A 22,877-nucleotide genomic window follows, 5' to 3' on the forward strand; every position below is an offset into this window, starting at 1 on the left:
AGAGAATTGGCGAGGCTGTCCCGATTCTGTCAGCGTGCCGGGGCGGGAAAAACGATAGATGCGGTCAAAAGGGGATAGATGTGGCCATTATGTGTGGCCCTGTTCAGGGATTTGTCTCAGGTGGCTGGGTTGATACGGGTTGGTAGCGGCCGGCGCGCAGGTCGGCAAAGTAGGGGCCGATCAGGTCGCGCTGCCGGAAGTCCGCCAGCCTGCGGTTGAACTGGCTGCGCAGCGCCTGGCTTTCCGGTTTGGCTTTCGGAAACAGCAGAAAGCTCTGGTTCTTCAGCAGGACCTTGGGGTGATGGGTAATGGCCGCGACCTTGCGGGGCGGGAAGGACTGGCGCAGGGAGAAGTAGCCGACGTTGATCTCCTGCGGGTAGAGGTCGATGCGCCCGCGCAGCAGCTTGTCGAAGTTCTGCTGGTCACTCGACACGCGCTCCATCTGCAGTCGGCCGTCGGCGATGGCGGCGTCAAACTCCGGCCCGTAGCTGTATTCCAGTCCGCCGCCCAGCCGCAGGCCGCGGAGATCATCCAGGGTCTGCCAGTCGAAGGCGCGTGAGCGCAGGTGGAAAATGACAAACTGTTCGTCCAGCAGCGCATCGCTGTAGAGGAAGTCGGCTTCCCGTTCCGGTTTGTGCATCCAGATGGCCGTTGCAGCCTGCTTGCCGGCGGCGGCCTCGGCATAGGCCCGGGGCCAGGGCAGGAACTTGAACTGCACGCAGTAGCCTTCGGCGCGCAACAGGTCGCGGATCAGGTGGGCAATCACTCCCTGCTCGGGGAGGTCGCGGGACAGGTAGGGAGGCCACTCGCCCGCAGTGATTTCCAGCGGCGTACAGCGCTCGCTTGCCGTGCTCTGGAAGCTCAGCAATAGCATCAGCAGGGGCAGCAGGCGTGGCATCGGCAACCTCATGTTGTTCTGTCATTGCAGTGTAGACAGAGGTACGGGGTGCCGTTGCCTCGTCGGCGCGTCAGCCTCCGGCCGTCAGGTGGCGGGCAATGCCCTTCTTCAGCGGCAGCAGGCCCTGGGCCACGCGCAGGCCGGCGCCGCGCAGCAGGCGCACGGGTAGGCGGTCGTCGGTGTACAGGCCGACCAGCAGGTTGGTGGCCTGGTACAGCGGCCAGGTCGCCAGGCGATGCTGGCGCTGGTAGCGCTCCAGCACGCTGGTTGCGCCAATGTCACGGCCCTTGCCGTGGGCGGTTAGTACGGCATCGGCCAGCCGCTGCACGCTGCCCAGACCGAAGTTAAAGCCGTGTGCGGTGACCGGGTGCATACCGACGGCGGCATCGCCGATCAGCGCACAGCGCGGGCCGATCAGGCGCTGGGCATAGGCTCCGACCAGCGGATAGGCATGCCGGCTGCTGATCAGCTGCATGGCGCCGAGGCGGCGGTCGAAACGCTGCTCCATCTCGCGGGCAAAGGTGTCTTCGTCCAGCGCCTTGAGGCGTTCGATGTCCCGCGGCGGCAGGGTCAGTACCACCGACGAGCAGCGGCCATTGAGCGGCAGCAGGGCCAGGGTCTGGCCGTAGCCGAACCACTCCCAGGCCACCTGCTGGTGGTCCTGTTCATGCTGCATGCGGCAGACTAGCATGGTCTTGCCGAAATCCTTGAGCTGCGCGCCGATGCCCAGCAGGCGGCGGGTTTCCGAAAAGCGGCTGTCGGCGGCCACCAGCAGACGGCTTTGGAGCAGGCGGCCTTCACCTAGTTCGATCTCCACCTGAGTCGGGCTGTGGCGAATGGCGCGTACCTGGGTTTCGCTCAGCAGCTGTACATCGGCGCACTGACTGACAGCGGCATAGGCGGCGCGTCGGATGGCCTGGTTGGCCACCAGATGACCGAGGCGCTCGGCACCGGCCTGTTCGGCGTTGATCTTCAGGGCAAACAGCGAGGGGCCGTTGAGTACCTGCGCGTCACGCAGGACGGCGACCTCTTCTGCCGGCAGGCGCTGCCACAGGCCGAGTTTTTCCAGCAGGTGCTGGGAGGCGTGTGTGAGGGCGATCTCGCGGCCGTCGAATTCCGCTTCGCGCAGGTGCTCTTCGGCCTGCCGTTCGATCAGGGCGATGGACAGACCATGGCCTGACAGGGCGCGTGCCAGACACAGACCGGCCGGGCCGGCGCCGATGATGGCGACATCGAAATTCATGGGGCAGCACTCCGCACAGACAGATGCCGGGAGTCTAGGCAGGGCACTGGCGACAAACCTTGCGCCGGATCATGGAAGTGCATGCCGCGCTGCGGCGGGTCGTCGCAGGGGTTCAGTCGTGCAGCGCCTTAGCGCCTGAAGTTGCTCGGGGTCAGCCCGCTCCAGCGCTGAAAGGCGTGTCGGAAGCTGGCTGTCTCGCTGTAGCCCAGCTGTTCGGCGATCAGGTAGATCGGCAGGTCGGTGTGCAGCAGCAGCTGACGGGCCTTGTCGTAACGCACCTCGTCGAGCAGGTGCTGGAAACTGGTGTTGAGCTGCTGCAGGTGGCGGCGCAGGGTGCGTGCCGAACGGTGCAGGCGCGCGGCCACACGCTCCAGGCTGGTGCACTGGCTGATGTCGCTGGCCAGTTGCTGGCGGATCAGCTCGCGCAGGTCCTGGCGGCTGTGAAACTGGGCCTCCAGCTGCAGGCATTGCTGCAGGCCGTGCTGGAAACTCACCGGGTCGGCCAGGGGCAGGGCGCGCTTGAGCAGTGAAGGGGTAAAGCACAGAGCATTGCTGCCAGCGCCAAATTCCACCGGGCAGCCGAGCTTTTCGCTGTAGCTGGCCGCATGCAGTGGTGGCCGGTAGCTCAGCAGCAGGCGGCGTGGCCGCACGGCCTCGCCGAGCAGGTCCTGAATGACGGTGAGCATGGAGGCCAGGCACAATTCGGTGTTGAATACCGTCAGCTCCGGTGCATAGCGGTAGCCGCTGGCGACCAGGCGTACTTCGTCGTCTTCATGCTGCAGGGTGAGCTGGAAGTAGCTGCCGAGCAGTGCCGGATGGTCGATGGCCAGCTGCAGGGCATCGCCCAGGGTCGGGCTGGCCAGCAGGGTGTAGCCGAGCATGCCGTAGGCCGAGACATGCATGCGCTGGCCGAGCAGCAGGCCGAGGGCCGGGTCGCGTGTACAGTTCAGGGCATTGGCCAGTACCTGCAGCTCCTGAGCGTGGCAGATCAGCCGCGCCGGGTTGTCCAGCTCATCCGGGCGAATGCCGCTGCCATCGAGCAGACGTTCGCTGGCAATGCCGGTACGTCCGAGCATCTGGGTCGCCAGGGTGACGGTATGCAGGGTGGTGAGGGTGCGCTGTTCCGGTAACAGTGACATGCTCATCAGGCTCCGTGCCTTTGGTACCTTTGGTCACACACCATTCAGCTGCCGTTCAGCAGACTGTGGTAATCATGCCGCGCTGACTCTGGGAGTGTGGAACCATGCCGTTGCTGTTCAAGTCTCGTGCCGTGCGGATTGCCGGCCTGTTGCTGGTGGTCTTGCCGTTGTTGTGGGCGGGCCAGCAGTGGCGAGTGTTCGAGCGCGGCTGGTTTGCAGTGCAAGAATGGCGCCACGCCGCCGAGTGGCGTGAGCGCTCGCTGTGGCTGCCGGACTATCAGGTGGTGATTGAGGCGCAGCCGATTGCCGGCCTGGAAGACGATGTTTCGGCGCTGACCTACGACCCGGATCGGCGCAGCCTGTTTACCGTGACCAACCAGAAGGCCGAGCTGATCGAGCTGTCGCTGGACGGGCAGGTGCTGCGGCGTATTGCGCTGGCCGGTTTTGGGGATGCCGAAGCGGTGGAGTACATCGCGCCGGGCACCTATGTGATCAGCGATGAGCGTGCCCAGCGTCTGTTCAAGGTACATGTCGATGAGCGTACGCGCCGGCTGGATGCGGCCGACAGCGAGCAGCTGTCGCTGGGGCTGGGGCTCAACGGCAACAAGGGCTTCGAGGGGCTGGCCTACGACAGCCAGGGGCAGCGCCTGTTTGTGGCCAAGGAGCGCGACCCGCTGCGCATTCTGGAAATCACCGGTTTTCCCAGCGGCGAGCAGCGCCTGAACCTGCACGTGGCCGATGACCTCAAGCGCGACCGCCGGTTGTTTGTGCGCGATCTGTCCAGCCTGCAGTTCGATGAGCGCAGTGGTCACCTGCTGGCACTGTCCGACGAGTCGCGGCTGGTGGTCGAGCTGGATGTCGATGGCCGGCCGATCAGCACCCTGTCGCTGCTGCGCGGCATGCACGGGCTGAAACGCAGCGTGCCGCAGGCCGAGGGGCTGGCGATGGACGAAGCCGGCGAGCTGTATCTGGTCAGCGAGCCGAACCTGTTCTACCGCTTCACGAAAAAGGCCGGCAAATAGCCGGCCTTTTCAGTTCCAACGGGTAGCCCGGTTCGGGCTGTCTCAGCGCTCAGTCGCGCTTGAGCGTCTTCACGCCGTCCTTGGTGCCGAGCAGCAGCAGGTCGGCTGGGCGGGCGGCGAACAGGCCGTTGGTGACCACGCCGACAATGGCGTTGATATCACGCTCCAGTGCCACCGGGTCGAGAATCTCCATATTGAACACGTCGAGGATGATGTTGCCGTTGTCGGTCACCACGCCTTCGCGGTAAACCGGGTCGCCGCCCAGTTTCACCAGCTGGCGGGCGACATGGCTGCGGGCCATGGGGATGACCTCCACCGGCAGCGGGAAGGCGCCCAGTACCGGCACCAGTTTGCTCTCGTCGGCGATGCAGATGAAGGTCTGCGCCACGGCGGCCACGATCTTCTCGCGGGTCAGGGCGGCGCCGCCGCCCTTGATCAGGTGCAGGTGTTCGTCACTCTCGTCGGCGCCGTCGACGTAGAACTCCAGATCGCCGACGCTGTTGAGGTCATACACCGGAATGCCGTGGGCCTTGAGGCGCGCGGCGGTGGCTTCGGAGCTGGCCACGGCGCCGTCGAAGTCCATCTTGTGCTGAGCCAGCGCGTCGATGAAGAAATTGGCGGTGGAGCCGGTGCCGACGCCGACCACGCTCTTTTCTGTGAGCTTGGGGCGGATGAAATCCATGGCTGCCTGGGCCACGGCCTGCTTGAGTTGATCCTGGGTCATGCTGCACCGCGCAAGAAAATGGAAAACCGGGCGGCGATTATAGCCCGATCGACCGCTGAAAACCCCGCATTGTCTGTGGTCGGGCGCGGTTCGGCTGGGTAGACTGGCGCATTCCGCCCGCCAGCCAGTGAACTGCCGCAATGCTCGAACAGTACGTGAAGAAGATCCTCACCTCGCGCGTCTACGATGTCGCCGTGGAAACGCCCCTGCAGCCTGCCCGTCAGCTCTCCGAGCGCACCGGCAACCAGATTCTGCTGAAACGCGAAGATCTGCAGCCGGTGTACTCGTTCAAGATTCGCGGCGCCTACAACAAGCTGGCTCAGCTCAGCCCCGAGGAGCTGGAGCGCGGTGTGGTCACTGCCTCGGCCGGCAACCATGCCCAGGGGCTGGCGCTGGCCGCCAAGCATCTGGGCGTGAAGGCGACCATCGTCATGCCGCGCACCACGCCGGAACTGAAGGTGCAGGGCGTGCGTTCGCGCGGCGGCAAGGTGGTGCTGCATGGCGATGCCTTCCCCGAGGCGCTGGCACACTCGCTCAAGCTGGTGGAGGAGAAGGGCTACAGCTACATCCACCCCTACGACGATCCGCTGGTGATCGCCGGCCAGGGCACCGTGGCCATGGAAATCCTCAGCCAGCAGCCGGGCCAGTTGGATGCCATCTTCGTGCCCTGCGGCGGCGGCGGCCTGATCGCCGGCATCGCGGCTTACGTCAAATACCTGCGCCCGGAAATCCGCGTGATCGGTGTCGAGCCGGATGACTCCAACTGTCTGCAGGCGGCCATGGCCGCCGGTGAGCGCGTGGTGCTGCCGAGCGTCGGGCTGTTCGCCGACGGCGTGGCGGTGGCGCAGATCGGCGCGCACACCTTCGAGCTGTGCAAGGACTATGTCGACGAGGTGATCACCGTCAGCACCGACGAGATCTGCGCGGCGATCAAGGACATCTACGACGACACCCGCTCGATCACCGAGCCGGCCGGTGCGCTGTCGGTGGCCGGGATCAAGAAGTACGTCGAGCGCGAGGGCGTGCAGGGCAAGGTGCTGGTGGGCATCGACTCGGGCGCCAACATCAACTTCGACCGCCTGCGCCATGTGGCCGAACGCGCCGAACTGGGCGAGAAGCGCGAGGCGATCATCGCCGTGACCATTCCCGAGCAGCCGGGCAGCTTCAAGACCTTCTGCGAGGCCATCGGCAAGCGCCAGATCACCGAGTTCAACTACCGCTACCACACCGACGGCGAGGCGCACATTTTCGTCGGCGTACAAACCCACCCGGAAAACGACCCGCGTGCGGCGCTGGTGCAGGGGCTGCGCGACCAGGGCTTTCCGGTGCTCGATCTGACCGACAACGAGCTGGCCAAGCTGCATATCCGCCACATGGTCGGCGGCCATGCGGCGGCGGTGCCGGACGAGTGCGTGTTCCGCTTCGAGTTCCCCGAGCGGCCGGGCGCGCTGTTCAACTTCCTCACCAAACTCGGCGGGCGCTGGAATATCTCGATGTTCCACTACCGCAACCATGGTGCGGCAGATGGTCGCGTGCTGGCAGCGTTACAAGTGCCGCATGACGAGCGTCACCTGATTCCATCCGCGCTGGATGCCATCGGCTACCCGTACTGGGACGAGACCGATAATCCGGCCTACAAACTGTTCCTCGGTTAAGGAGAGAGATGTGGAGTACTACACCCTGATCAAGGCGGCGCACAGCCTGCCGGCCCTGTTGCTGCTGCTGGGCATGCTGGCGCATGTGTTCATGCTGTTTAAGGCCTACCGCAGTGGCGATGCCGCGGCGCTGACGCGCAAGCTGCGCGTCACCCGCTGCTACAGCCTGCCGGCGCTGGGCCTGCTGGCGCTGAGCCTGCCGGTCACCGGCTGGTGGCTGGCGCACCTGGCCGGCATCCCGCTGGGCCAGACCTGGCTGCTGGCCAGCGGCGTGCTGTTTGTCATGATGATGGTGATGGCGGTGCTGCTGCGCGGTCGCCTGGCAGCCTGGGAAGCGCTCGGTGAAACCCCGGCCTCGCCGCGCCTAGTGATGATGACGGCGGCCTATGCCCTGCAGTACATCGTGCTGCTGCTGGCCATCATGGGCCTGATGGGCGCCAAGCCGGTCTGAGGACTGGCGGCACAAGAAACGGGGCGCTCAAGGCGCCCCGTTTGCGTTTCAGCGCAGGCTGATCACCGGCCAGCCGCGCTCGGTGGCGATGCCGCGCAGGACGTCGTCCGGGTCGACCGCCACCGGGTTGGCGGCGACCTGCAGCAGTGGCAGGTCGTTGCGCGAGTCGCTGTAGAAATAGCTGTCTTCCAGGCTCAGACCGGTTTCTGCCAGCCACTGGTTCAGGCGCGTCACCTTGCCGTCCTGATAGCAGGGAGTGCCGGTGATCTGTCCGGTGTAGCGGCCGTCCTGCATGCCGCACTCGGTGGCCAGCAGGGTGTCCACGCCCAGGCGCTCGGCGATCGGGCCGGTGACGAAGCGGTTGGTGGCGGTGATGATTACCAGCTTGTCACCCGCGTCGCGGTGCCGGTCGAGCAGGGCCTCCCCCTTGGCCAGGATGATAGGCTCGATCACCTCGGCCATGAACTCGCGGTGCCACTGCGCCAGCTGGGCCATGTTCGTGCGGCCCAGAATGGCCTGACTGAAGTTCTGGTAGGCCACCACATCCAGCTTGCCGGCGCAGTAGTCGGCGTAGAAGGCATCGTTGCGGGCCTGGTACTCGGCGGCGTCGACCAGGCCGCGCTGGCAGAGGAATTCGCCCCAGCTGTGGTCGCTGTCACCGGCGAGCAGGGTGTTGTCGAGATCGAAGAGGGCCAGGCGCACGTCGGGGAACCTTTGTCATAAAGAAGAAACGGGGCGCACAGGATAAGGCAAAAGCACTGGCGATGCCCGTTCCGGCTGGGCTTTCGGGCTTGCCGCACAGCCTCGGGAGCCTGCATTGCTGCGGCAGCGGCCTTTGTGGAACAATGCCTTGCATATGTGTTTTGAGGTGCCTGCCGTGATTGATTCCGATGGTTTTCGCCCCAATGTCGGCATCATCCTTTCCAATGATGCCGGGCAGGTCATGTGGGCACGCCGCATCAATCAGGATGCCTGGCAGTTTCCCCAGGGAGGCATCAACCCGCGCGAAACGCCGGAAGAGGCGCTGTTCCGCGAGTTGAACGAAGAAGTGGGTCTGGAGCCTGAGGATGTGAAGATCCTCGCCTGCACCCGTGGCTGGTTGCGTTATCGTCTGCCGCAGCGTCTGGTGCGTACGCACTCGCAGCCGCTGTGCATCGGCCAGAAGCAGAAGTGGTTTCTGTTGCGTCTGACCGGTGCCGAAGACCGTGTGCGGATGGATGTGACCGGCAAGCCGGAGTTCGACGGCTGGCGCTGGGTCAGCTACTGGTACCCGCTGAATCAGGTGGTGACGTTCAAGCGCGAGGTCTATCGCCGCGCCCTCAAGGAATTGGCTCCGCGCCTGCTGGTACGTGAATAACTAATCAGTGCGCGAATAACACGGGAGATACGGCCCTGACCATGCTCAACACGCTGCGCAAGATCGTGCAGGAAGTCAACGCCGCCAAGGACCTCAAGGCGGCGCTGGGCATCATCGTGCAGCGCGTGAAAGAGTCCATGGGCAGCCAGGTCTGCTCGGTGTATCTGCTCGACCCGGAAAGCAATCGCTTCGTGCTGATGGCCACCGAGGGTCTGAACAAGCGTTCCATCGGCAAGGTCAGCATGGCGCCCAACGAGGGCCTGGTGGGCCTGGTGGGCAGCCGCGAGGAGCCGCTCAACCTCGAAGATGCTGCCACCCACCCGCGCTACCGCTACTTCGCCGAAACCGGTGAAGAGCGCTATGCCTCCTTCCTCGGCGCACCGATCATCCACCACCGTCGTGTGATGGGCGTACTGGTGGTGCAGCAAAAGGAGCGCCGCCAGTTCGACGAAGGCGAGGAAGCCTTCCTGGTCACCATGAGCGCCCAGCTTGCCGGCGTTATCGCCCATGCCGAGGCCACCGGTTCGATCCGTGGTCTGGGCAAGCAGGGCAAGGGCATTCAGGAAGCCAAGTTTGTCGGTGTGGCCGGTTCGCCGGGCGCCGCGGTCGGCTCCGCCGTGGTGGTGTTGCCGCCGGCCGATCTGGATGTGGTGCCAGACAAGGGCGTTGACGATATCGACGCCGAGCTGGAGCTGTTCGGCAAGGCGCTGGAATGGGTCCGCGAGGATATGCAGGAGCTCTCCGCCAAGCTGGCCACCCAGCTGCGCAAGGAAGAGCGTGCCCTGTTCGACGTCTACCTGATGATGCTCGACGATGCCGCGCTGGGTAACGAGGTGCGCACCGTTATCCGCACCGGACAGTGGGCGCAGGGCGCCCTGCGTCAGGTGGTTAATGCGCATGTGGCGCGCTTCGAGCTGATGGACGACGCCTACCTGCGCGAACGCGCCAGTGACGTGCGCGACCTCGGTCGTCGCCTCCTGGCCTACCTGCAGGAAGAGCGCAAGCAGCAGCAGACCTATCCGGACAACACCATTCTGGTGGCCGAGGAGCTGTCGCCGGCCATGCTTGGCGAGGTGCCAGCCGGCAAACTTATCGGTCTGGTTTCGGTACAGGGTTCCGGCAACTCCCACGTGGCCATTCTGGCCCGCGCCATGGGTATTCCCACGGTGATGGGGGCGGTCGACCTGCCGTATTCCAAGGTCGACGGCATCGCCATGATCGTCGACGGCTACCATGGCGAAGTCTTCACCAACCCCTCGGCCGAGCTGGCGCGGCAGTACCGTGCGGTGGTCGAGGAGGAGCGTCAGCTGGTCAAGGGTCTTGACGCCCTGCGCGAGCTGCCCTGCGAGACTCTGGACGGTCACCGCGTGCCGCTGTGGGTCAACACCGGCCTTTTGGCCGACGTGACCCGCGCGCAGGAACGCGGGGCCGAGGGTGTGGGCCTGTACCGCACCGAAGTGCCGTTCATGATCAACGAGCGCTTCCCCAGCGAAAAGGAACAGATGCAGAACTACCGGGGTCAGCTGGCGGCCTTTCACCCGCTGCCGGTGACCATGCGTACTCTGGATATCGGCGGCGACAAGGCGCTGCCGTACTTCCCGATCAAGGAAGAAAACCCCTTCCTCGGCTGGCGCGGTATCCGTATCACCCTCGATCACCCGGAAATCTTCCTGGTGCAGGTGCGGGCGATGCTCAAGGCCAGCGAGGGCCTGAACAATCTGCGCATCCTGTTGCCGATGATCTCCGGCCTGCAGGAGCTGGAAGAATCCCTGCACCTGATCCACCGCGCCTGGGGCGAGGTTCGTGACGAAGGTGTGGACATTCCCATGCCGCCGGTCGGGGTGATGATCGAGATTCCCGCTGCCGTCTATCAGGTGCGCGAACTGGCGCGCCAGGTCGACTTCCTCTCGGTCGGCTCCAACGACCTGACCCAGTACCTGCTGGCGGTGGACCGCAACAACCCGCGTGTCGCCGATCTCTACGACTTCCTCCATCCGGCCGTGCTGCATGCGCTGAAGCTGGTGGTCGACGGCGCTCATGCCGAAGGCAAGCCGGTGAGCATCTGCGGCGAAATGGCCGGTGATCCGGCGGCGGCGGTGATCCTGATGGCCATGGGCTTCGATTCGCTGTCGATGAACGCCACCAACCTGCCCAAGGTGAAGTGGCTGCTGCGTCAGCTCAGCATGAGCAAGGCCCAGGAGCTGCTGGCGCAACTGCTGCGCATGGACAGCCCGCAGGTGATCCACAGTTCACTGCACCTGGCTCTGCGCAACCTCGGCCTGGGCCGGGTGATCAACCCGGCCGCGACCATTCAGGCGTGACATCCCCCCTGCCGCTGCAGGAACTGGCGACCCTGCGTCTGGCGGCAGCCAGCGCACTGGTGGTGCTGAATGAGCGGCTGTATGTGCTGGGCGATGACGAACTGCTGCTGCAGCGCTACAGCCTGACGGGCGGCTTTATCGGTCAGCAGTCCCTGCTGGCGGGCGAACTGCCGCAGGAGCCGGCGGAACGCAAACGCCTGAAACCCGACTTCGAAATGCTCTGCGTGCTGCCGGATGGTCGCCTGCTGGCGCTTGGTTCCGGCTCCACCGCGCAGCGCTGCCGGGCTGTGCTGGTCGACGGCGAGCAGCACCGGGTGATCGATCTGAGCGAGTTGTATGACGCGCTGGCGACGCAGTTGCCGGAGCTCAATCTGGAAGGTGCCGTGGTGCAGGGGCAGCAGCTCCTGCTGGCACAGCGCGGTAATGGCCGGGGTGGGGTCAATGCCCTGATCAGTCTGGACCTGCCTCGGGTACTGAGCGGCCTGCATGAGGGTGGGTTATCGGCCAGTGCGCTGTGTACTGTGCAGCCGGTCGAGCTGGGAGACTGGCAGGGCGTGCCACTGAGCCTCACCGATCTGTGTCTGGACCTGCAGGGGCGCCTGCTGTTTTCCGCCGCCGCCGAGGACACCACATCGAGCTACCATGACGGTGCCTGCGCCGGTTCGGTGATCGGTTGCCTGGATGCCGGCAGGGTTAGCCGGCAGTGGCTACTGGCCGGGCAGGCCAAGATCGAAGGGCTGGTGATGCTCGCCGATGGCAGTCTGCGTCTGGTCAATGACCCGGATGACCGCCAGCAGCGCTCGCGCCTGTTCTGCCTCGACCTACCGCAGTTCTAAGCGCGTCTCGCCCAGTGACTCGCCATGCGGGCCGAAGCGGCGTTCGTGAATGCTCCGGCTGCCATCTTCCCGCACCCGCACCAGGGTGCTGGCCCGTGTGCCATAGGCGGCACTGCGGATGAACACGCTGGACAGCAGCCGCTCGGTCTCGCGGCCCACGCCGGTATCCGGCAGGTGTTCGTCGGCTGCCGGCTGCGGATCGGCCAGCACGGCAAACAGGCGTTCGTCATCGCCGTCGTGCAGGGCCTGCTGCAGGCCCTGGCGGGCACGCAGCAGCTTTGGCCAGGGCGTGTCGAGGGTGGCGTTGGACAGGCCGTAGATGCCTTCGCCGAGCTGACGCGGCTGGGCTTCGCGCTGATTGAGGTGCCACAGTTGCCGGCCGTCGCCGAGCAAGAGGTTGAAACCGCTGAACTGGTGCAGCTGCGGCTGCAGCTCGGCAATGAACTCGGCAGGACTTTGCGATCCGGCGAGAAAGCGTGCCGGCAGCTCGCCGCGCGAGGCACTGCCCAGCGGCTGACGCGGATCGCGGATATTGGTCAGGGCGGCAAAGCGCCCGTTGGCGCCGAGGCCCAGCCAGGTGCCGCCGGCCTGCAGGTCACGGCCGGCCACCAGACCGGGCACGTCGTCCCAGGGCGCCAGTGCAGCGGCCGGCCGGGCGTAGAACTCGTCGCGGTTGGCGGCCACCAGCAGGGGCAGGACGTGGCCGGGGCGCCAGGCAAAGACGATCAGGCACATGGCAGGACTCGTTTGGAGTGAACTCTCAGACTACTGCATCCATCGGCGCGGGTGGAGGGGCGGCGGGGCATCCGTTACCATGCGCCTTTGTCTGGGGGACCTCATGGAATTTGCGCTGTACATGCTGCTGGGGGCGGCGGCCGGTGTGCTGGCCGGGCTGTTTGGCGTCGGTGGTGGTCTGATCATTGTGCCGGTGCTGGTGTTCAGCTTCGCGGCCCAGGGCTTTGCTCCGGAAGTGCTCACCCATATGGCGGTCGGCACCTCCCTGGCGACCATCATCTTCACCTCGATCAACTCGGTGCTGGAACATCAGCGCAAGGGTGCGGTGCTGTGGCCGATCTTCATCTGGATGGCCGTCGGCATTCTGCTTGGCGCCGGTCTGGGGGCGCTGACGGCCGCCAGTATTCAGGGGCCCTTGCTGCAGAAGATCATCGGCGTGTTCGCCATCATCATCGCCGTGCAGATGACTCTGGACCTGAAGCCCAAGGCCGCGCGCAGCGTGCCGGGCAAGCCGGGGCTGGTGGCCGCCGGGAGCGTGATCGGCTGGGCCTCGGCCATCTTCGGCATCGGCGGCGGCTCGCTGACCGTGCCCTTCCTGACCTGGCGCAGCGTGCCGATGCAACAGGCCGTGGCGACCTCGTCAGCCTGCGGCCTGCCGATTGCCATCGCCAGCGCCCTGAGTTTTCTGGTGATCGGCTGGGGCCAGCCGCAGCTGCCAGCCTGGAGCCTGGGTTATGTGTATCTGCCAGCGATGGTCGGGATTGCCCTGACCTCGATGTTTTTTGCCCGCTTTGGTGCGCGTCTGGCCCACCGCCTGCCGCCGCGCCTGCTCAAGCGTCTGTTTGCCCTGCTGCTGCTGAGCGTGGGCCTGAGCTTTCTCGTTTAAGGAGTTGTGATGCTGGCTTATCCGCAGATTGACCCGGTGGCGATTGCCCTGGGGCCGCTGAAAATCCACTGGTACGGCCTGATGTACCTGATCGGCATCGGTGGTGCCTGGCTGCTGGCCAGCCGGCGGCTGAAGGCCTTCGATCCGGCCTGGACCAAGGACAAACTGTCCGACCTGGTGTTCTGGGTGGCGATGGGCGTGATTCTCGGTGGCCGCTTTGGCTATGTGCTGTTCTACAACTTCGGCCATTTCCTCAGCGATCCGCTGTCGCTGTTCAAGGTGTGGGAAGGCGGCATGTCCTTCCACGGGGGCTTTATCGGCGTGATGCTGGCCACCTGGTGGTTCGGCAAGCGCAATGGCAAGACCTTCTTCGAGCTGATGGACTTTATCGCCCCTCTGGTTCCGATTGGCCTGGGCGCAGGCCGTCTGGGCAACTTCATCAACGCCGAGCTGTGGGGCAAGGCCACCGATGTGCCCTGGGCGATGGTCTTCCCCACCGATCCGGCACAGCTGCCGCGTCATCCGTCGCAGCTGTACCAGTTCGCGATGGAGGGCGTGGCGCTGTTTGTGATTCTCTGGCTCTATACCCGTAAGCCGCGGCCGACCATGGCCGTGTCCGGCGTGTTCGCCCTCAGCTATGGCTGCTTTCGCATCCTCGCCGAGTTCGTCCGCGTGCCGGATGCCCAGCTGGGTTACCTCGCCTTCGGCTGGCTGACCATGGGCCAAGTGCTGAGCCTGCCGATGGTGATCGTCGGCATTGCCCTGATTGTTTTTGCCTACCGCCGCCAAGCGGCGCAGGGAGCTGCCTGATGAAACAGTACCTCGACCTGATGCGCCATGTGCGCGAGCACGGCACTTTCAAGGAAGACCGTACCGGCACCGGCACCTACAGCGTGTTCGGTTACCAGATGCGCTTCAACCTGGCCGATGGATTCCCCATCGTCACCACCAAGAAGTGCCACCTGAAGTCCATCATCCACGAGCTGCTGTGGTTCCTGCAGGGTGATACCAATATCAAGTACCTGAAGGACAACGGCGTCAGTATCTGGGACGAGTGGGCCGACGAGAACGGCAACCTCGGCCCGGTATACGGCTACCAGTGGCGCAGCTGGCCGGCGCCGAACGGCGAGTCGATCGACCAGATCAGCAAGCTGATCGAGATGATCAAGAAGAACCCGGACTCGCGCCGGCTGATCGTCTCGGCCTGGAACCCGGCACTGGTCGACCAGATGGCCCTGCCGCCCTGCCATGCGCTGTTCCAGTTCTATGTCGCCGACGGCAAGCTCAGCTGCCAGCTGTACCAGCGTTCGGCCGACATTTTCCTCGGCGTGCCCTTCAATATCGCCAGCTACGCGCTGCTGACCCTGATGGTGGCGCAGGTCTGCGATCTTGAGCCGGGCGAGTTCATCTGGACCGGCGGTGACTGCCACCTGTACGCCAACCATCTGGAACAGACCGATCTGCAGTTGACCCGCGAGCCTTTCCCGCTGCCGCAGATGAAGCTCAACCCCGAGGTGAAGGACCTGCTGGCCTTCCGCTTCGAGGACTTCGAACTGGTCGGCTACCAGTCGCACCCGCACATCAAGGCGCCGGTGGCGGTATGAGTCTGCCGCTGTGCCTGATCGCCGCCATGGGCGAGAACCGCGTGATCGGCGTGGACAACCAGCTGCCCTGGCGTCTGCCGGGTGATCTCAAGTACTTCAAGGCCAGAACCCTGGGCAAGCCGGTGGTGATGGGGCGCAAGACCTGGGATTCGCTGGGCCGGCCGCTGCCGGGCCGGCTCAATCTGGTGGTCAGCCGCCAGACGGGCCTGCAGCTGGAGGGCGCCGAGGTCTTCGCCTCGCTGCCCGAGGCGCTGCAGCGTGCCCAGAGCTGGGCGCAGGAGCAGGGTGTCGACGAGGTCATGCTGATCGGCGGCGCGCAGCTGTATGAGCAGGCGCTGCCGCTGGCCGAACGCCTGTACCTGACCCGGGTGGCGCTCAGCCCGGCCGGCGATGCCTGGTTTCCGCCCTTCGAGGGTGAGCAGTGGCAGCGCACGAGCTGCACCGAGCATGCCGCCGAAGGCGAAACGCCGGGGCATAGCTACGAGGTCTGGCAGCGTCAGATCTAGCTCTCGCTAGCAGGTAGTTTTTCAACAGCCTGCTAGGCCTGCACCTCGCAGCAGGCCAGTGCCGCCTGGCTGTGTTGTGCGACGCCGGCGCGCAGCTGCTGGGCCGCTTCGCGCAGCGGTTCGGGGGGGAGTTGGGCCGGGTCGTGCTTGAGCTGCTGCTCCAGTGCCGCCGCCTGCTGGCTCAGGGCATCCATGCCGAGAGTCCCGGAGCTGCCCTTGAGGCTGTGAGCCATGCGGTGTGCGGTTGGCCAGTCGGCGCTCTCGATTGCCGCGCACAACTGGTCGGCCATGCTGCCGGCCTGTCGGGCGAACTCCTGCAACAGATTACTCATGACCGGCGTGCCCAGTTGCTCGCACATCTGCACGATGCGCGGGTAGTCGACAGGCTCTGGCTGGCTGGGCATGGGTGTTGGCTCTTGGCGGGTCTCGGGGGCCGGATCATGGCTGGCGGGCAGGTAGCGTTGCAGCACTTGCAGCAGCTCGTCGCGCATTACCGGCTTGCTGAGGAAATCATCCATACCGGCTTCCAGGCAGCGCTGGCGACTTTCCTTGTAGGCGTTGGCGGTCAGGGCAATGATCGGCAGGTGGCGGGCGCTGCCCAGACTGGCCTCGCGGGCGCGAATCGCCCGGGTAGCATCCAGACCGTCGAGCACGGGCATCAGGCAGTCCATCAGGACCAGATCGAAGCTTTCCCGGGCGCAGGCTTCCACCCCCAGCTGGCCGTTATCGGCAAACTGCAGGGTAAGGCCATAGGGTTCGAGCATGGCGCGGATCACCTGCTGGTTGAGCAGAGTGTCTTCGACCACCAGCAGGCGGCCGTGTAGACGCATCGGCAAACTGTCCGGGCCGGATGGCGATGGTGTTGCGGCGCTGTGGTTCGGGTCGAGCAGTTGCTCAACGGCCTGCAGCAGCTCGCTGCGCTTGCCCGGCTGCGGCAGTCGCGGCACTCCGGCCGGACAGCGGCACTGTTCGTGGGGCAGGCTGCAGAGCCACAGCTGCGGCTCATCACGCAGCCCGGCGGGCAGGCTGCTGTCGATGCGGTCGCTGATCAGCAACAGATCATGGGGCGGAAGGGGGCTGTCAGCCTGCTCAAGGTAGTGCACATGGCAGCCGCTGCTGATCAGGCTGCTCTGCACAACCTGCAGGTTGAGCGGCTGAGTATCCAGCAGCAGTACCTGTTTGCCGCTGAGGCTGTGGCTGTCCTGTGCGGGAGGCAGGGTCTGACACGGCAGGGTCAGGTCGATGGTGAAGCAGCTGCCTTCATCCGGTGCACTGCTCAGCTGGATGCTGCCCTGCATCAGTTCCAGCAGCTTGCGGCTGATCGACAGGCCCAGACCGGTGCCACCGAATTCGCGGGTGGTGGATGAATCTGCCTGGGTAAAGGGCTGGAACAGGCGCGCCTGCTGCGCCTGGGTCATGCCGATACCGGTGTCGCGGATGCGCAGACGGAAGCTGGCACTGCCGGTCAGCTGGCGGGTCAGGCTCAGCTCGACATGGATGTAGCCATGGCGGGTGAACTTGACCGCATTGCTCAGCAGGTTGAGGGCAATCTGACGCAGACGGATCGGGTCGCCGAGGATGGCCACAGGCACTTCGGGCTCGATCAGCAGAAACAGCTGCAGGGCTTTCTTCTGCGCGTGGGGCTGCATCAGTTTGCAGGCATCGAGGAGGATGTCCTCCCAGTTGCAGGCGGTCTGCTCCAGACGCAGCATGCCGGCTTCGATCTTGGACAGGTCGAGGATGTCGTTGAGCAGGGTCAGGAGCAGCTCGGCGGAGTGTTGCAGGGTGCTGACCAGTTCCTGCTGCTGGTTGTTCAGCGGGGTGTCGGCCAGCACCTGAGCCATGCCGATCACGCCGTTCATCGGTGTGCGGATTTCGTGGCTCATGGTGGCGAGGAATTCGCTTTTTGCCCGGCTGGCGCTTTCCGCCGCTTCGCGTGCCTGCTTCAGCAGGCGCTCGGCCTCCTTGCGCTCGCCGATGTCGTGAAGCATGACGGTGAAGATTTCTTCATCGTGCAGGTGGATGTGACTGCAGATCATGGCCAGTTGCAGTGCTGTGCCATTGAGGCTGCAGCCGAGTACCTCGCCGATGAACTGGCGCGGTGGCGCCTCGCTGCGGAACTCCTGACGCAGTTGAATCAGGCGCTCGCGGTCGCTGTCGGTGTAGACCAGCTTCAGCACCGACTCGCCGAGCAGGGCCTCTTCGGTATAGCCGAACAGCCGGCAAAGGGCAGGGTTGGCATAGCTGATCAGGCCGTTGCCATCTGCCAGCAGAATCCCTTCGCCGGCCGAGGCGAGGATGCTCTGCAGGCGTGCCTTGTCGCGCTGTTCGCGCTGGAACTGCTGGTACAGCGTCTGCGCCAGCACCTGAAACTCTCCCCGGGTATCCAGGCTGGCCTGCTGCAGGCGTGGCTCGGGGTTGCTGCTGGCAATGGCCTGCAGCAACTGGCTCAGGGGGTTCAATACCTTGCGTCGCAGTTGCCAGGCCAGCAGCCCGAGCAGGCCGGCAGTGCCCAGCATCAGCAGTGCGCTCTGCTGCAGCACGCGCTGTTGCAGGCCGCTTTGCAGGGCGTGGGTGTCCAGCTCGAGGTAGATGGCGCCCTGACTCTGCAACTGATCCGTCAGCAGGGAGTTGCCCAGCAGGATTGGCATTGAAAAGTCCAGATGCTGCTCGGCAGTCTTGCTGACATCTTCCGTGCTGAGGGTTTTTTGCAGCTGCTGGCTGCGTTCGATCAGTTGCACCGATTGAGCTTCCAGACTGCTCAGGGGTTTGCCGATCTGGCTGGTGTCCAGGCTGGCCAGAACCCGTGGCGGCGTGCCTGCGACGATCACTAGCTCATGAATATCGTTTTCGGCCCCCATTGCCATCACGATACGTTGCAGTTCATGGTGTCGGTCGACGGTTTCCGCTGCCACCTGCAGGTTGCCCATCAGCGATTCGGCCCTCAGTTTGACGAGGTCGTTGCCAATCTGACGGTTGCTGCTGGCGGAAAAGACCAGCAGCAGCACGCCCAGCAGCAGCCAGGCGGCGGCCAGCGGCAGCATGATCAGCCAGTTCAGTGGCAGGGTGCGGCGTGTGTTCATGAGTGATCAGCGCGGCGGGACAATGAGGCTGGGCAGATCCTGCTCGGCGGTCAGCGCGCCACTGTCCAGCAGCACCTGCTGAGTGCTTTGCAGTGCTTTGAGCAGACGTTGCTCCGGGCCATAGAACTGGGCTTGCTCTTGAGCGCCGAGAATATGCAGGTCCTGCTCGATGGCGGCCTGGAAGTCCTCCAGGCTCAGTCCTTCGCGCTCGGCCATGATGGTGTAGGCCTCTTTCGGGTGCTCGCGCGAGTAATCGATGGCACGGGTAAAGGCGCGCAGCATCCTGGCGACATCCTCTGGCCTGGCTTCCAGCGTGCTGGCATCGACGACCAGTACATCCAGAACTTCGCCGGGAATCTCGCTGGTGTCGAACAGCTTTTTGAGCTTGGGGCTCTTCAGCATGGCCACGGAAAAGGGTGGGTAAGTCACGGCGGCATCGATTTTTTCATTGTCCAGGGCGTTCGACATTTCTGCCTGTGGCATGGCCACCAGACTGACCTGCGGCAGCTCGAGGCCATGGCGCTGCAGCGCCCGGGACAGGATGTAGGTATTGAGGGTGCCTGGCTCAATGGCCACACGCTTGCCGGCCAGGGCCCTCAGGTCGGCCAGTTCGCTTTGACCGATGATCAGGTCGCCACCGTTGGAGTAGTCCGGCAGATACACCAGCCGCGGCTGGCGCGGGCTGTTCTGCCGCGCCATCAAGACCTCAACAAGGGTGGCGCCAAAGCCATCGACCTTGCCTTGTTCATAGGCCCGGCGCGCATCGTTGAGCGAGCTGAATTGCAGGATGCGGACATTCACCCCTTCGGCCTCGAACAGCTTCAGGCGTTCGGCCAGGTAGAGAAACTCATAGCCTGGCCAGGGGTTGATGGCCATGCGCAGGGGCGTGTCAGGCGTTTCTCGGCAGGCGCCGAGCAGAAGCAGGGTGGCAATGAGAAAGCTGCGGAGCATAGACGTGGTCTCCAGGCGAGTGCTTTCACTATAGACAGGCAAACGGCAGGCATGAAAAAGCCCGGCACGGGGCCGGGCTTTCAGGATAGGCAGGTGGCACTCGTGATGGCGTCTCTTCCGCCGTACCGTGTATGCGTTGCCTTAGCCCCGCTTACCCATCCAGCAGAGCCTTGTTGCGCACCGCCCCTTTGTCGGCACTGGTGGCCAGCAGGGCGTAGGCCTTGAGTGCGGTGGACACCTTGCGCGCACGCGGCGCGACCGGCTTCCAGCCTTTCTGGTCCTGCTCGATGCGGCGGGCATGCAGCTCGGCGTCGGAGATCTGCAGATTGATCGCTCGGTTAGGGATGTCGATCAGGATGCGGTCACCGTCCTTGACCAGGCCGATGGCACCGCCGGCGGCGGCTTCCGGCGAGGCATGGCCGATGGACAGGCCCGAGGTACCGCCGGAGAAGCGGCCGTCGGTGAGCAGAGCGCAGTCTTTACCCAGGCCCTTGGACTTCAGGTAGGAGGTCGGGTAGAGCATTTCCTGCATGCCCGGGCCGCCTTTGGGGCCTTCGTAGCGGATGATCACGATGTCGCCGGCCTTCACTTCGTCGGCGAGGATGCCTTTGACGGCGCTGTCCTGGCTCTCGAAGATCTTGGCTTTGCCTTCGAACACGTGGATCGACTCATCCACGCCGGCGGTCTTCACCACGCAGCCGTCCAGCGCGATGTTGCCGTACAGCACAGCCAGGCCGCCTTCCTGCGAGTAAGCATGCTCGACGGAGCGGATGCAGCCGTTTTCGCGGTCGTCGTCCAGGGTCTCCCAGCGGGTGCTCTGGCTGAAGGCGACCTGGGTCGGGATGCCGGCAGGACCTGCCTTGAAGAAGGTGTGCACGGCCTCGTCGCTGGTCTGGGTGATGTCCCACTGGGCGATGGCGTCGGCCATGGTCTTGCTGTGCACGGTCGGCACGTCGGTGTGCAGCAGGCCGCCACGGGCCAGCTCACCGAGGATGGAAAAGATGCCACCGGCGCGGTGCACGTCTTCCATGTGGTACTTCTGGATGTTCGGCGCCACCTTGCACAGCTGCGGCACCTTGCGCGACAGGCGATCGATGTCGCGCAGGTCGAAGGCGATCTCGGCTTCCTGGGCGGCGGCCAGCAGGTGCAGGATGGTGTTGGTCGAACCGCCCATGGCGATGTCCAGGGTCATGGCGTTCTCGAACGCCTTGAAGCTGGCGACATTGCGCGGCAGCACCGACTCGTCGCCCTCGCCGTAGTAGCGCTGGCACAGCTCGACGGCCAGGCGGCCGGCGCGCAGGAACAGCTGCTCGCGGTCGGCGTGGGTGGCCAGGGTCGAACCGTTGCCCGGCAGGGACAGGCCCAGGGCTTCGGTCAGGCAGTTCATCGAGTTGGCGGTGAACATGCCCGAGCAGCTGCCACAGGTGGGGCAGGCGCTACGCTCGTACTCGGCGACCTTCTCGTCGGAGCAGGAGTCGTCGGCGGCGGCGACCATGGCGTCGACCAGGTCCAGACCGTGGCTGGCCAGTTTGGTCTTGCCGGCTTCCATCGGGCCGCCGGAAACGAACACCACCGGGATGTTCAGGCGCAGGGCGGCCATCAGCATGCCGGGGGTGATCTTGTCGCAGTTGGAGATGCACACGATGGCGTCAGCGCAGTGGGCGTTGACCATGTACTCCACGGAGTCGGCGATGATCTCGCGGGAGGGCAGCGAATACAGCATGCCGTCGTGGCCCATGGCGATGCCGTCGTCCACGGCGATGGTGTTGAATTCCTTGGCCACGCCGCCGGCTCTTTCGATCTCGCGGGCGACCAGCTGGCCGAGGTCCTTCAGGTGCACGTGGCCGGGCACGAACTGGGTGAAGGAGTTGGCGATGGCAATGATCGGCTTCTTGAAGTCTTCGTCCTTCATCCCGGTGGCGCGCCAGAGGGCACGGGCGCCGGCCATGTTGCGGCCAAAGGTGGAGGTTTTCGAGCGGTAATCGGGCATGACGGATTCCTGCGGCTATCAGGTTCGGTATCAGGGTTGCGTGAGGCTGCTCGGGCAACAGGGTCGGCGCGGTGGCCGGGGTTGCACGACTGGCTGGCTACGAAGGGGTCGCCGTTCGCTCAGCCGCTGCTCACAAGCCCGCCGGGGATGGTTGGCAAGGGATGCAAGGATTCTACGCCGGGTGTGCCGGGCGCGAAAGGCTGGCGGTCGGGCTGGCCGCCAGCCTGAACGATCAGCTGTTGGGCAGCAGGCGGCAGGTGAGACTCTTGATGTAGCGCGTCTCGTGGATTGCCGGATGCACCGGGTGGTCCGGGCCCTGGCTGCCACGTTCGAGTAACTGGATGTTGCGGTCCAGGTGGCGGGCGCTGGTCAGGAGGATGTTCTGCAGGTCATCTTCGGGCAGGTGCATGGAGCAGCTGGCGCTGACCAGAATACCGTCCTTGTTGAGCAGACGCATGGCCTGTTCGTTGAGGCGGCGGTAGGCCGCTTCGCCGTTCTTCAGGTCCTTCTTGCGTTTGATGAAGGCGGGCGGGTCGGTGATGATCACGTCGAAGCGCTCTTCCGAGGCCTTGAGCTCCTTCAGCGCTTCAAACGCATCGCCTTCAACGCAGGCCATCTTCTCGGCCACGCCATTAAGCGCGGCATTGCGCTCGACGCCATCCAGAGCAAAGCCCGAGGCATCCACGCACATCACTTCGCTGGCGCCGAAAGCCGCTGCCTGCACGCCCCATCCGCCGATGTAGCTGAACAGGTCAAGCACGCGCTTGCCCTTGACGTAGGGGGCCAGACGCGCGCGGTTCATGCGGTGGTCGTAGAACCAGCCGGTCTTCTGGCCTTCACGCACCGGCGCCTCGAACTTCACGCCGTTTTCTTCCAGGGCAACCCAGTCCGGCACTTCACCGTAGGCAGTATCGACGTAGCGCGGCAGGCCCTCGGCGTCACGCGAGCTGGCATCGTTGCGCAGCAGAATGCCGGCGGGTTTGAGCACCTGAACCAGCGCCTCGACCACATCGTGTTTGTGGTGCTCCATGGTCGCGGAGGCCAGCTGGACCACCACATGGTCGCCGAAACGATCGACCACCAGACCCGGGAGCAGGTCAGAATCGCCGTACACCAGACGGTAGAACGGCTTGTCGAACAGGCGCTCACGCAGCGACAGGCAGACATTCAGGCGGTGCACCAGCAGGGATTTGTCGAGGATATGCTTGACCTCGCGCGACAGCAGGCGGGCACAGATCAGGTTGTTCGGGCTCATGGCCACTACGCCTAGCGGCTTGCCGCCGGCGGCTTCGAGAATGGCCTGGTCTCCGGGGGCAAAGCCAGCCAGCGGGGTGGCGGCGACATCGATCTCGTTGCTGTAGACCCACAGGTGGCCGGCACGCAGACGGCGATCGGCATTGGCTTTGAGGCGCAGGCTGGGCAGGCTCATGGGGCAGGCTCTCCGGAAAAAGGCCGGCATTATAGCCGAGCGGCAGT

The 22,877-nt window shown here is 64.8% G+C and carries 20 protein-coding genes; 10 read left to right on the forward strand and 10 right to left on the reverse strand.

Annotated features, from left to right (window positions below; translation table 11 throughout):
- Positions 1-103 precede the first annotated feature (103 nt).
- The 3 genes from CK486_RS07830 to CK486_RS07840 form a co-directional block, all read right to left on the reverse strand.
- Complete coding sequence (locus tag CK486_RS07830; protein WP_095939735.1) at positions 104-898, reverse strand: transporter substrate-binding domain-containing protein; 795 nt, start codon at positions 896-898, stop codon at positions 104-106.
- Between the two features lie 70 nt (positions 899-968).
- Entirely contained in the window at positions 969-2,141 is a 1,173-nt protein-coding gene (gene ubiM / locus CK486_RS07835) for a 5-demethoxyubiquinol-8 5-hydroxylase UbiM (protein WP_095939736.1), read from the reverse strand.
- Between the two features lie 128 nt (positions 2,142-2,269).
- Positions 2,270-3,280: an AraC family transcriptional regulator gene (locus CK486_RS07840; RefSeq protein ID WP_256574385.1), complete on the reverse strand. Its 1,011-nt coding sequence runs from the start codon at positions 3,278-3,280 to the stop codon at positions 2,270-2,272.
- Between the two features lie 104 nt (positions 3,281-3,384).
- On the opposite strand from CK486_RS07840, the gene CK486_RS07845 reads away from it, so the two are divergent.
- Positions 3,385-4,302 (forward strand): SdiA-regulated domain-containing protein, encoded by a 918-nt coding sequence (locus CK486_RS07845; protein WP_095939738.1) that lies wholly within the window; start codon positions 3,385-3,387, stop codon positions 4,300-4,302.
- A gap of 49 nt (positions 4,303-4,351) precedes the next feature.
- Here CK486_RS07845 and rpiA read toward each other — a convergent pair whose 3' ends face one another.
- Positions 4,352-5,026 (reverse strand): ribose-5-phosphate isomerase RpiA, encoded by a 675-nt coding sequence (gene rpiA / locus CK486_RS07850; RefSeq protein ID WP_095939739.1) that lies wholly within the window; start codon positions 5,024-5,026, stop codon positions 4,352-4,354.
- 140 nt (positions 5,027-5,166) lie between these two features.
- On the opposite strand from rpiA, the gene ilvA reads away from it, so the two are divergent.
- Entirely contained in the window at positions 5,167-6,681 is a 1,515-nt protein-coding gene (gene ilvA / locus CK486_RS07855; RefSeq protein ID WP_095939740.1) for a threonine ammonia-lyase, biosynthetic, read from the forward strand.
- Positions 6,682-6,691: 10 nt separating this feature from the next.
- The gene (locus CK486_RS07860) at positions 6,692-7,132 is read left to right on the forward strand and encodes a DUF2269 family protein (RefSeq protein ID WP_095939741.1); all 441 of its coding nucleotides are present in this window, start codon (positions 6,692-6,694) and stop codon (positions 7,130-7,132) included.
- 48 nt (positions 7,133-7,180) lie between these two features.
- Here CK486_RS07860 and CK486_RS07865 read toward each other — a convergent pair whose 3' ends face one another.
- Positions 7,181-7,834: an HAD family phosphatase gene (locus CK486_RS07865; RefSeq protein WP_095939742.1), complete on the reverse strand. Its 654-nt coding sequence runs from the start codon at positions 7,832-7,834 to the stop codon at positions 7,181-7,183.
- A gap of 175 nt (positions 7,835-8,009) precedes the next feature.
- On the opposite strand from CK486_RS07865, the gene CK486_RS07870 reads away from it, so the two are divergent.
- From CK486_RS07870 to CK486_RS07880, 3 genes are read left to right on the forward strand one after another with little or no spacing between them, the layout of a single operon-like run.
- A complete protein-coding gene (locus CK486_RS07870) occupies positions 8,010-8,489 on the forward strand; it encodes an RNA pyrophosphohydrolase (RefSeq protein ID WP_095940000.1) in 480 nt (159 codons plus the stop codon).
- 41 nt (positions 8,490-8,530) lie between these two features.
- Positions 8,531-10,810 carry a phosphoenolpyruvate--protein phosphotransferase gene (gene ptsP / locus CK486_RS07875; protein ID WP_095939743.1) on the forward strand — a complete coding sequence of 760 codons (2,280 nt, stop codon included), beginning with the start codon at positions 8,531-8,533 and terminating at the stop codon, positions 10,808-10,810.
- Positions 10,807-11,646: a hypothetical protein gene (locus CK486_RS07880; protein WP_095939744.1), complete on the forward strand. Its 840-nt coding sequence runs from the start codon at positions 10,807-10,809 to the stop codon at positions 11,644-11,646. The genes ptsP and CK486_RS07880 overlap by 4 nt, the downstream gene beginning before the upstream one ends.
- Here CK486_RS07880 and CK486_RS07885 read toward each other — a convergent pair.
- Positions 11,632-12,381, reverse strand: a complete 750-nt coding sequence (locus CK486_RS07885; RefSeq protein WP_095939745.1) for an NRDE family protein — start codon at positions 12,379-12,381, stop codon at positions 11,632-11,634. The two genes, CK486_RS07880 and CK486_RS07885, sit on opposite strands and share 15 nt — an antisense overlap.
- A 103-nt stretch (positions 12,382-12,484) precedes the next feature.
- Between CK486_RS07885 and CK486_RS07890 the strand changes: the two genes are divergently transcribed.
- The 4 genes from CK486_RS07890 to CK486_RS07905 are packed head-to-tail and all read left to right on the forward strand — an operon-like array spanning position 12,485 to position 15,377.
- Positions 12,485-13,267, forward strand: coding sequence for a sulfite exporter TauE/SafE family protein (locus CK486_RS07890; protein WP_095939746.1), 783 nt, complete (start codon positions 12,485-12,487; stop codon positions 13,265-13,267).
- A gap of 9 nt (positions 13,268-13,276) precedes the next feature.
- Complete coding sequence (gene lgt, locus CK486_RS07895) at positions 13,277-14,077, forward strand: prolipoprotein diacylglyceryl transferase (RefSeq protein ID WP_095939747.1); 801 nt, start codon at positions 13,277-13,279, stop codon at positions 14,075-14,077.
- Positions 14,077-14,871, forward strand: a complete 795-nt coding sequence (locus CK486_RS07900) for a thymidylate synthase (RefSeq protein WP_095939748.1) — start codon at positions 14,077-14,079, stop codon at positions 14,869-14,871. The genes lgt and CK486_RS07900 overlap by 1 nt, the downstream gene beginning before the upstream one ends.
- Positions 14,868-15,377, forward strand: a complete 510-nt coding sequence (locus tag CK486_RS07905) for a dihydrofolate reductase (RefSeq protein ID WP_095939749.1) — start codon at positions 14,868-14,870, stop codon at positions 15,375-15,377. Before CK486_RS07900 ends, CK486_RS07905 begins: the two co-directional genes overlap by 4 nt.
- Positions 15,378-15,409: 32 nt before the next feature.
- Here the strand turns inward: CK486_RS07905 and CK486_RS07910 are convergent, their stop codons facing one another.
- The 4 genes from CK486_RS07910 to CK486_RS07925 all read right to left on the reverse strand — a co-directional run bounded on the left by CK486_RS07910 (position 15,410) and on the right by CK486_RS07925 (position 22,830).
- On the reverse strand, positions 15,410-18,460 hold the full coding sequence (locus tag CK486_RS07910; RefSeq protein ID WP_095939750.1) for an ATP-binding protein: 3,051 nt from the start codon (positions 18,458-18,460) through the stop codon (positions 15,410-15,412).
- Between the two features lie 6 nt (positions 18,461-18,466).
- Positions 18,467-19,411: an ABC transporter substrate-binding protein gene (locus CK486_RS07915; RefSeq protein WP_095939751.1), complete on the reverse strand. Its 945-nt coding sequence runs from the start codon at positions 19,409-19,411 to the stop codon at positions 18,467-18,469.
- Positions 19,412-19,562: 151 nt separating this feature from the next.
- On the reverse strand, positions 19,563-21,401 hold the full coding sequence (gene ilvD, locus CK486_RS07920; RefSeq protein ID WP_095939752.1) for a dihydroxy-acid dehydratase: 1,839 nt from the start codon (positions 21,399-21,401) through the stop codon (positions 19,563-19,565).
- Between the two features lie 232 nt (positions 21,402-21,633).
- Complete coding sequence (locus CK486_RS07925) at positions 21,634-22,830, reverse strand: class I SAM-dependent rRNA methyltransferase (protein WP_095939753.1); 1,197 nt, start codon at positions 22,828-22,830, stop codon at positions 21,634-21,636.
- Positions 22,831-22,877 lie beyond the last annotated feature (47 nt).

This window comes from Pseudomonas sp. HAR-UPW-AIA-41, assembly GCF_002304225.1.
In the GTDB taxonomy this organism is placed as follows: Bacteria; Pseudomonadota; Gammaproteobacteria; order Pseudomonadales; family Pseudomonadaceae; genus Aquipseudomonas.

What these genes read in the sequence shown, in the direction of transcription:
- lgt (WP_095939747.1), top strand. Translation starts at nt 13,277, where the DNA reads ATGCTGGCTTATCCGCAGATTGACCCGGTGGCGATTGCCCTGGGGCCG.
- CK486_RS07885 (WP_095939745.1), bottom strand. Translation starts at nt 12,381, where the DNA reads ATGTGCCTGATCGTCTTTGCCTGGCGCCCCGGCCACGTCCTGCCCCTG.
- CK486_RS07900 (WP_095939748.1), top strand. Translation starts at nt 14,077, where the DNA reads ATGAAACAGTACCTCGACCTGATGCGCCATGTGCGCGAGCACGGCACT.
- rpiA (WP_095939739.1), bottom strand. Translation starts at nt 5,026, where the DNA reads ATGACCCAGGATCAACTCAAGCAGGCCGTGGCCCAGGCAGCCATGGAT.
- CK486_RS07830 (WP_095939735.1), bottom strand. Translation starts at nt 898, where the DNA reads ATGCCACGCCTGCTGCCCCTGCTGATGCTATTGCTGAGCTTCCAGAGC.
- CK486_RS07915 (WP_095939751.1), bottom strand. Translation starts at nt 19,411, where the DNA reads ATGCTCCGCAGCTTTCTCATTGCCACCCTGCTTCTGCTCGGCGCCTGC.
- ubiM (WP_095939736.1), bottom strand. Translation starts at nt 2,141, where the DNA reads ATGAATTTCGATGTCGCCATCATCGGCGCCGGCCCGGCCGGTCTGTGT.
- ptsP (WP_095939743.1), top strand. Translation starts at nt 8,531, where the DNA reads ATGCTCAACACGCTGCGCAAGATCGTGCAGGAAGTCAACGCCGCCAAG.
- CK486_RS07905 (WP_095939749.1), top strand. Translation starts at nt 14,868, where the DNA reads ATGAGTCTGCCGCTGTGCCTGATCGCCGCCATGGGCGAGAACCGCGTG.
- CK486_RS07890 (WP_095939746.1), top strand. Translation starts at nt 12,485, where the DNA reads ATGGAATTTGCGCTGTACATGCTGCTGGGGGCGGCGGCCGGTGTGCTG.
- ilvD (WP_095939752.1), bottom strand. Translation starts at nt 21,401, where the DNA reads ATGCCCGATTACCGCTCGAAAACCTCCACCTTTGGCCGCAACATGGCC.
- CK486_RS07845 (WP_095939738.1), top strand. Translation starts at nt 3,385, where the DNA reads ATGCCGTTGCTGTTCAAGTCTCGTGCCGTGCGGATTGCCGGCCTGTTG.
- CK486_RS07910 (WP_095939750.1), bottom strand. Translation starts at nt 18,460, where the DNA reads ATGAACACACGCCGCACCCTGCCACTGAACTGGCTGATCATGCTGCCG.
- ilvA (WP_095939740.1), top strand. Translation starts at nt 5,167, where the DNA reads ATGCTCGAACAGTACGTGAAGAAGATCCTCACCTCGCGCGTCTACGAT.
- CK486_RS07840 (WP_256574385.1), bottom strand. Translation starts at nt 3,280, where the DNA reads ATGTCACTGTTACCGGAACAGCGCACCCTCACCACCCTGCATACCGTC.
- CK486_RS07925 (WP_095939753.1), bottom strand. Translation starts at nt 22,830, where the DNA reads ATGAGCCTGCCCAGCCTGCGCCTCAAAGCCAATGCCGATCGCCGTCTG.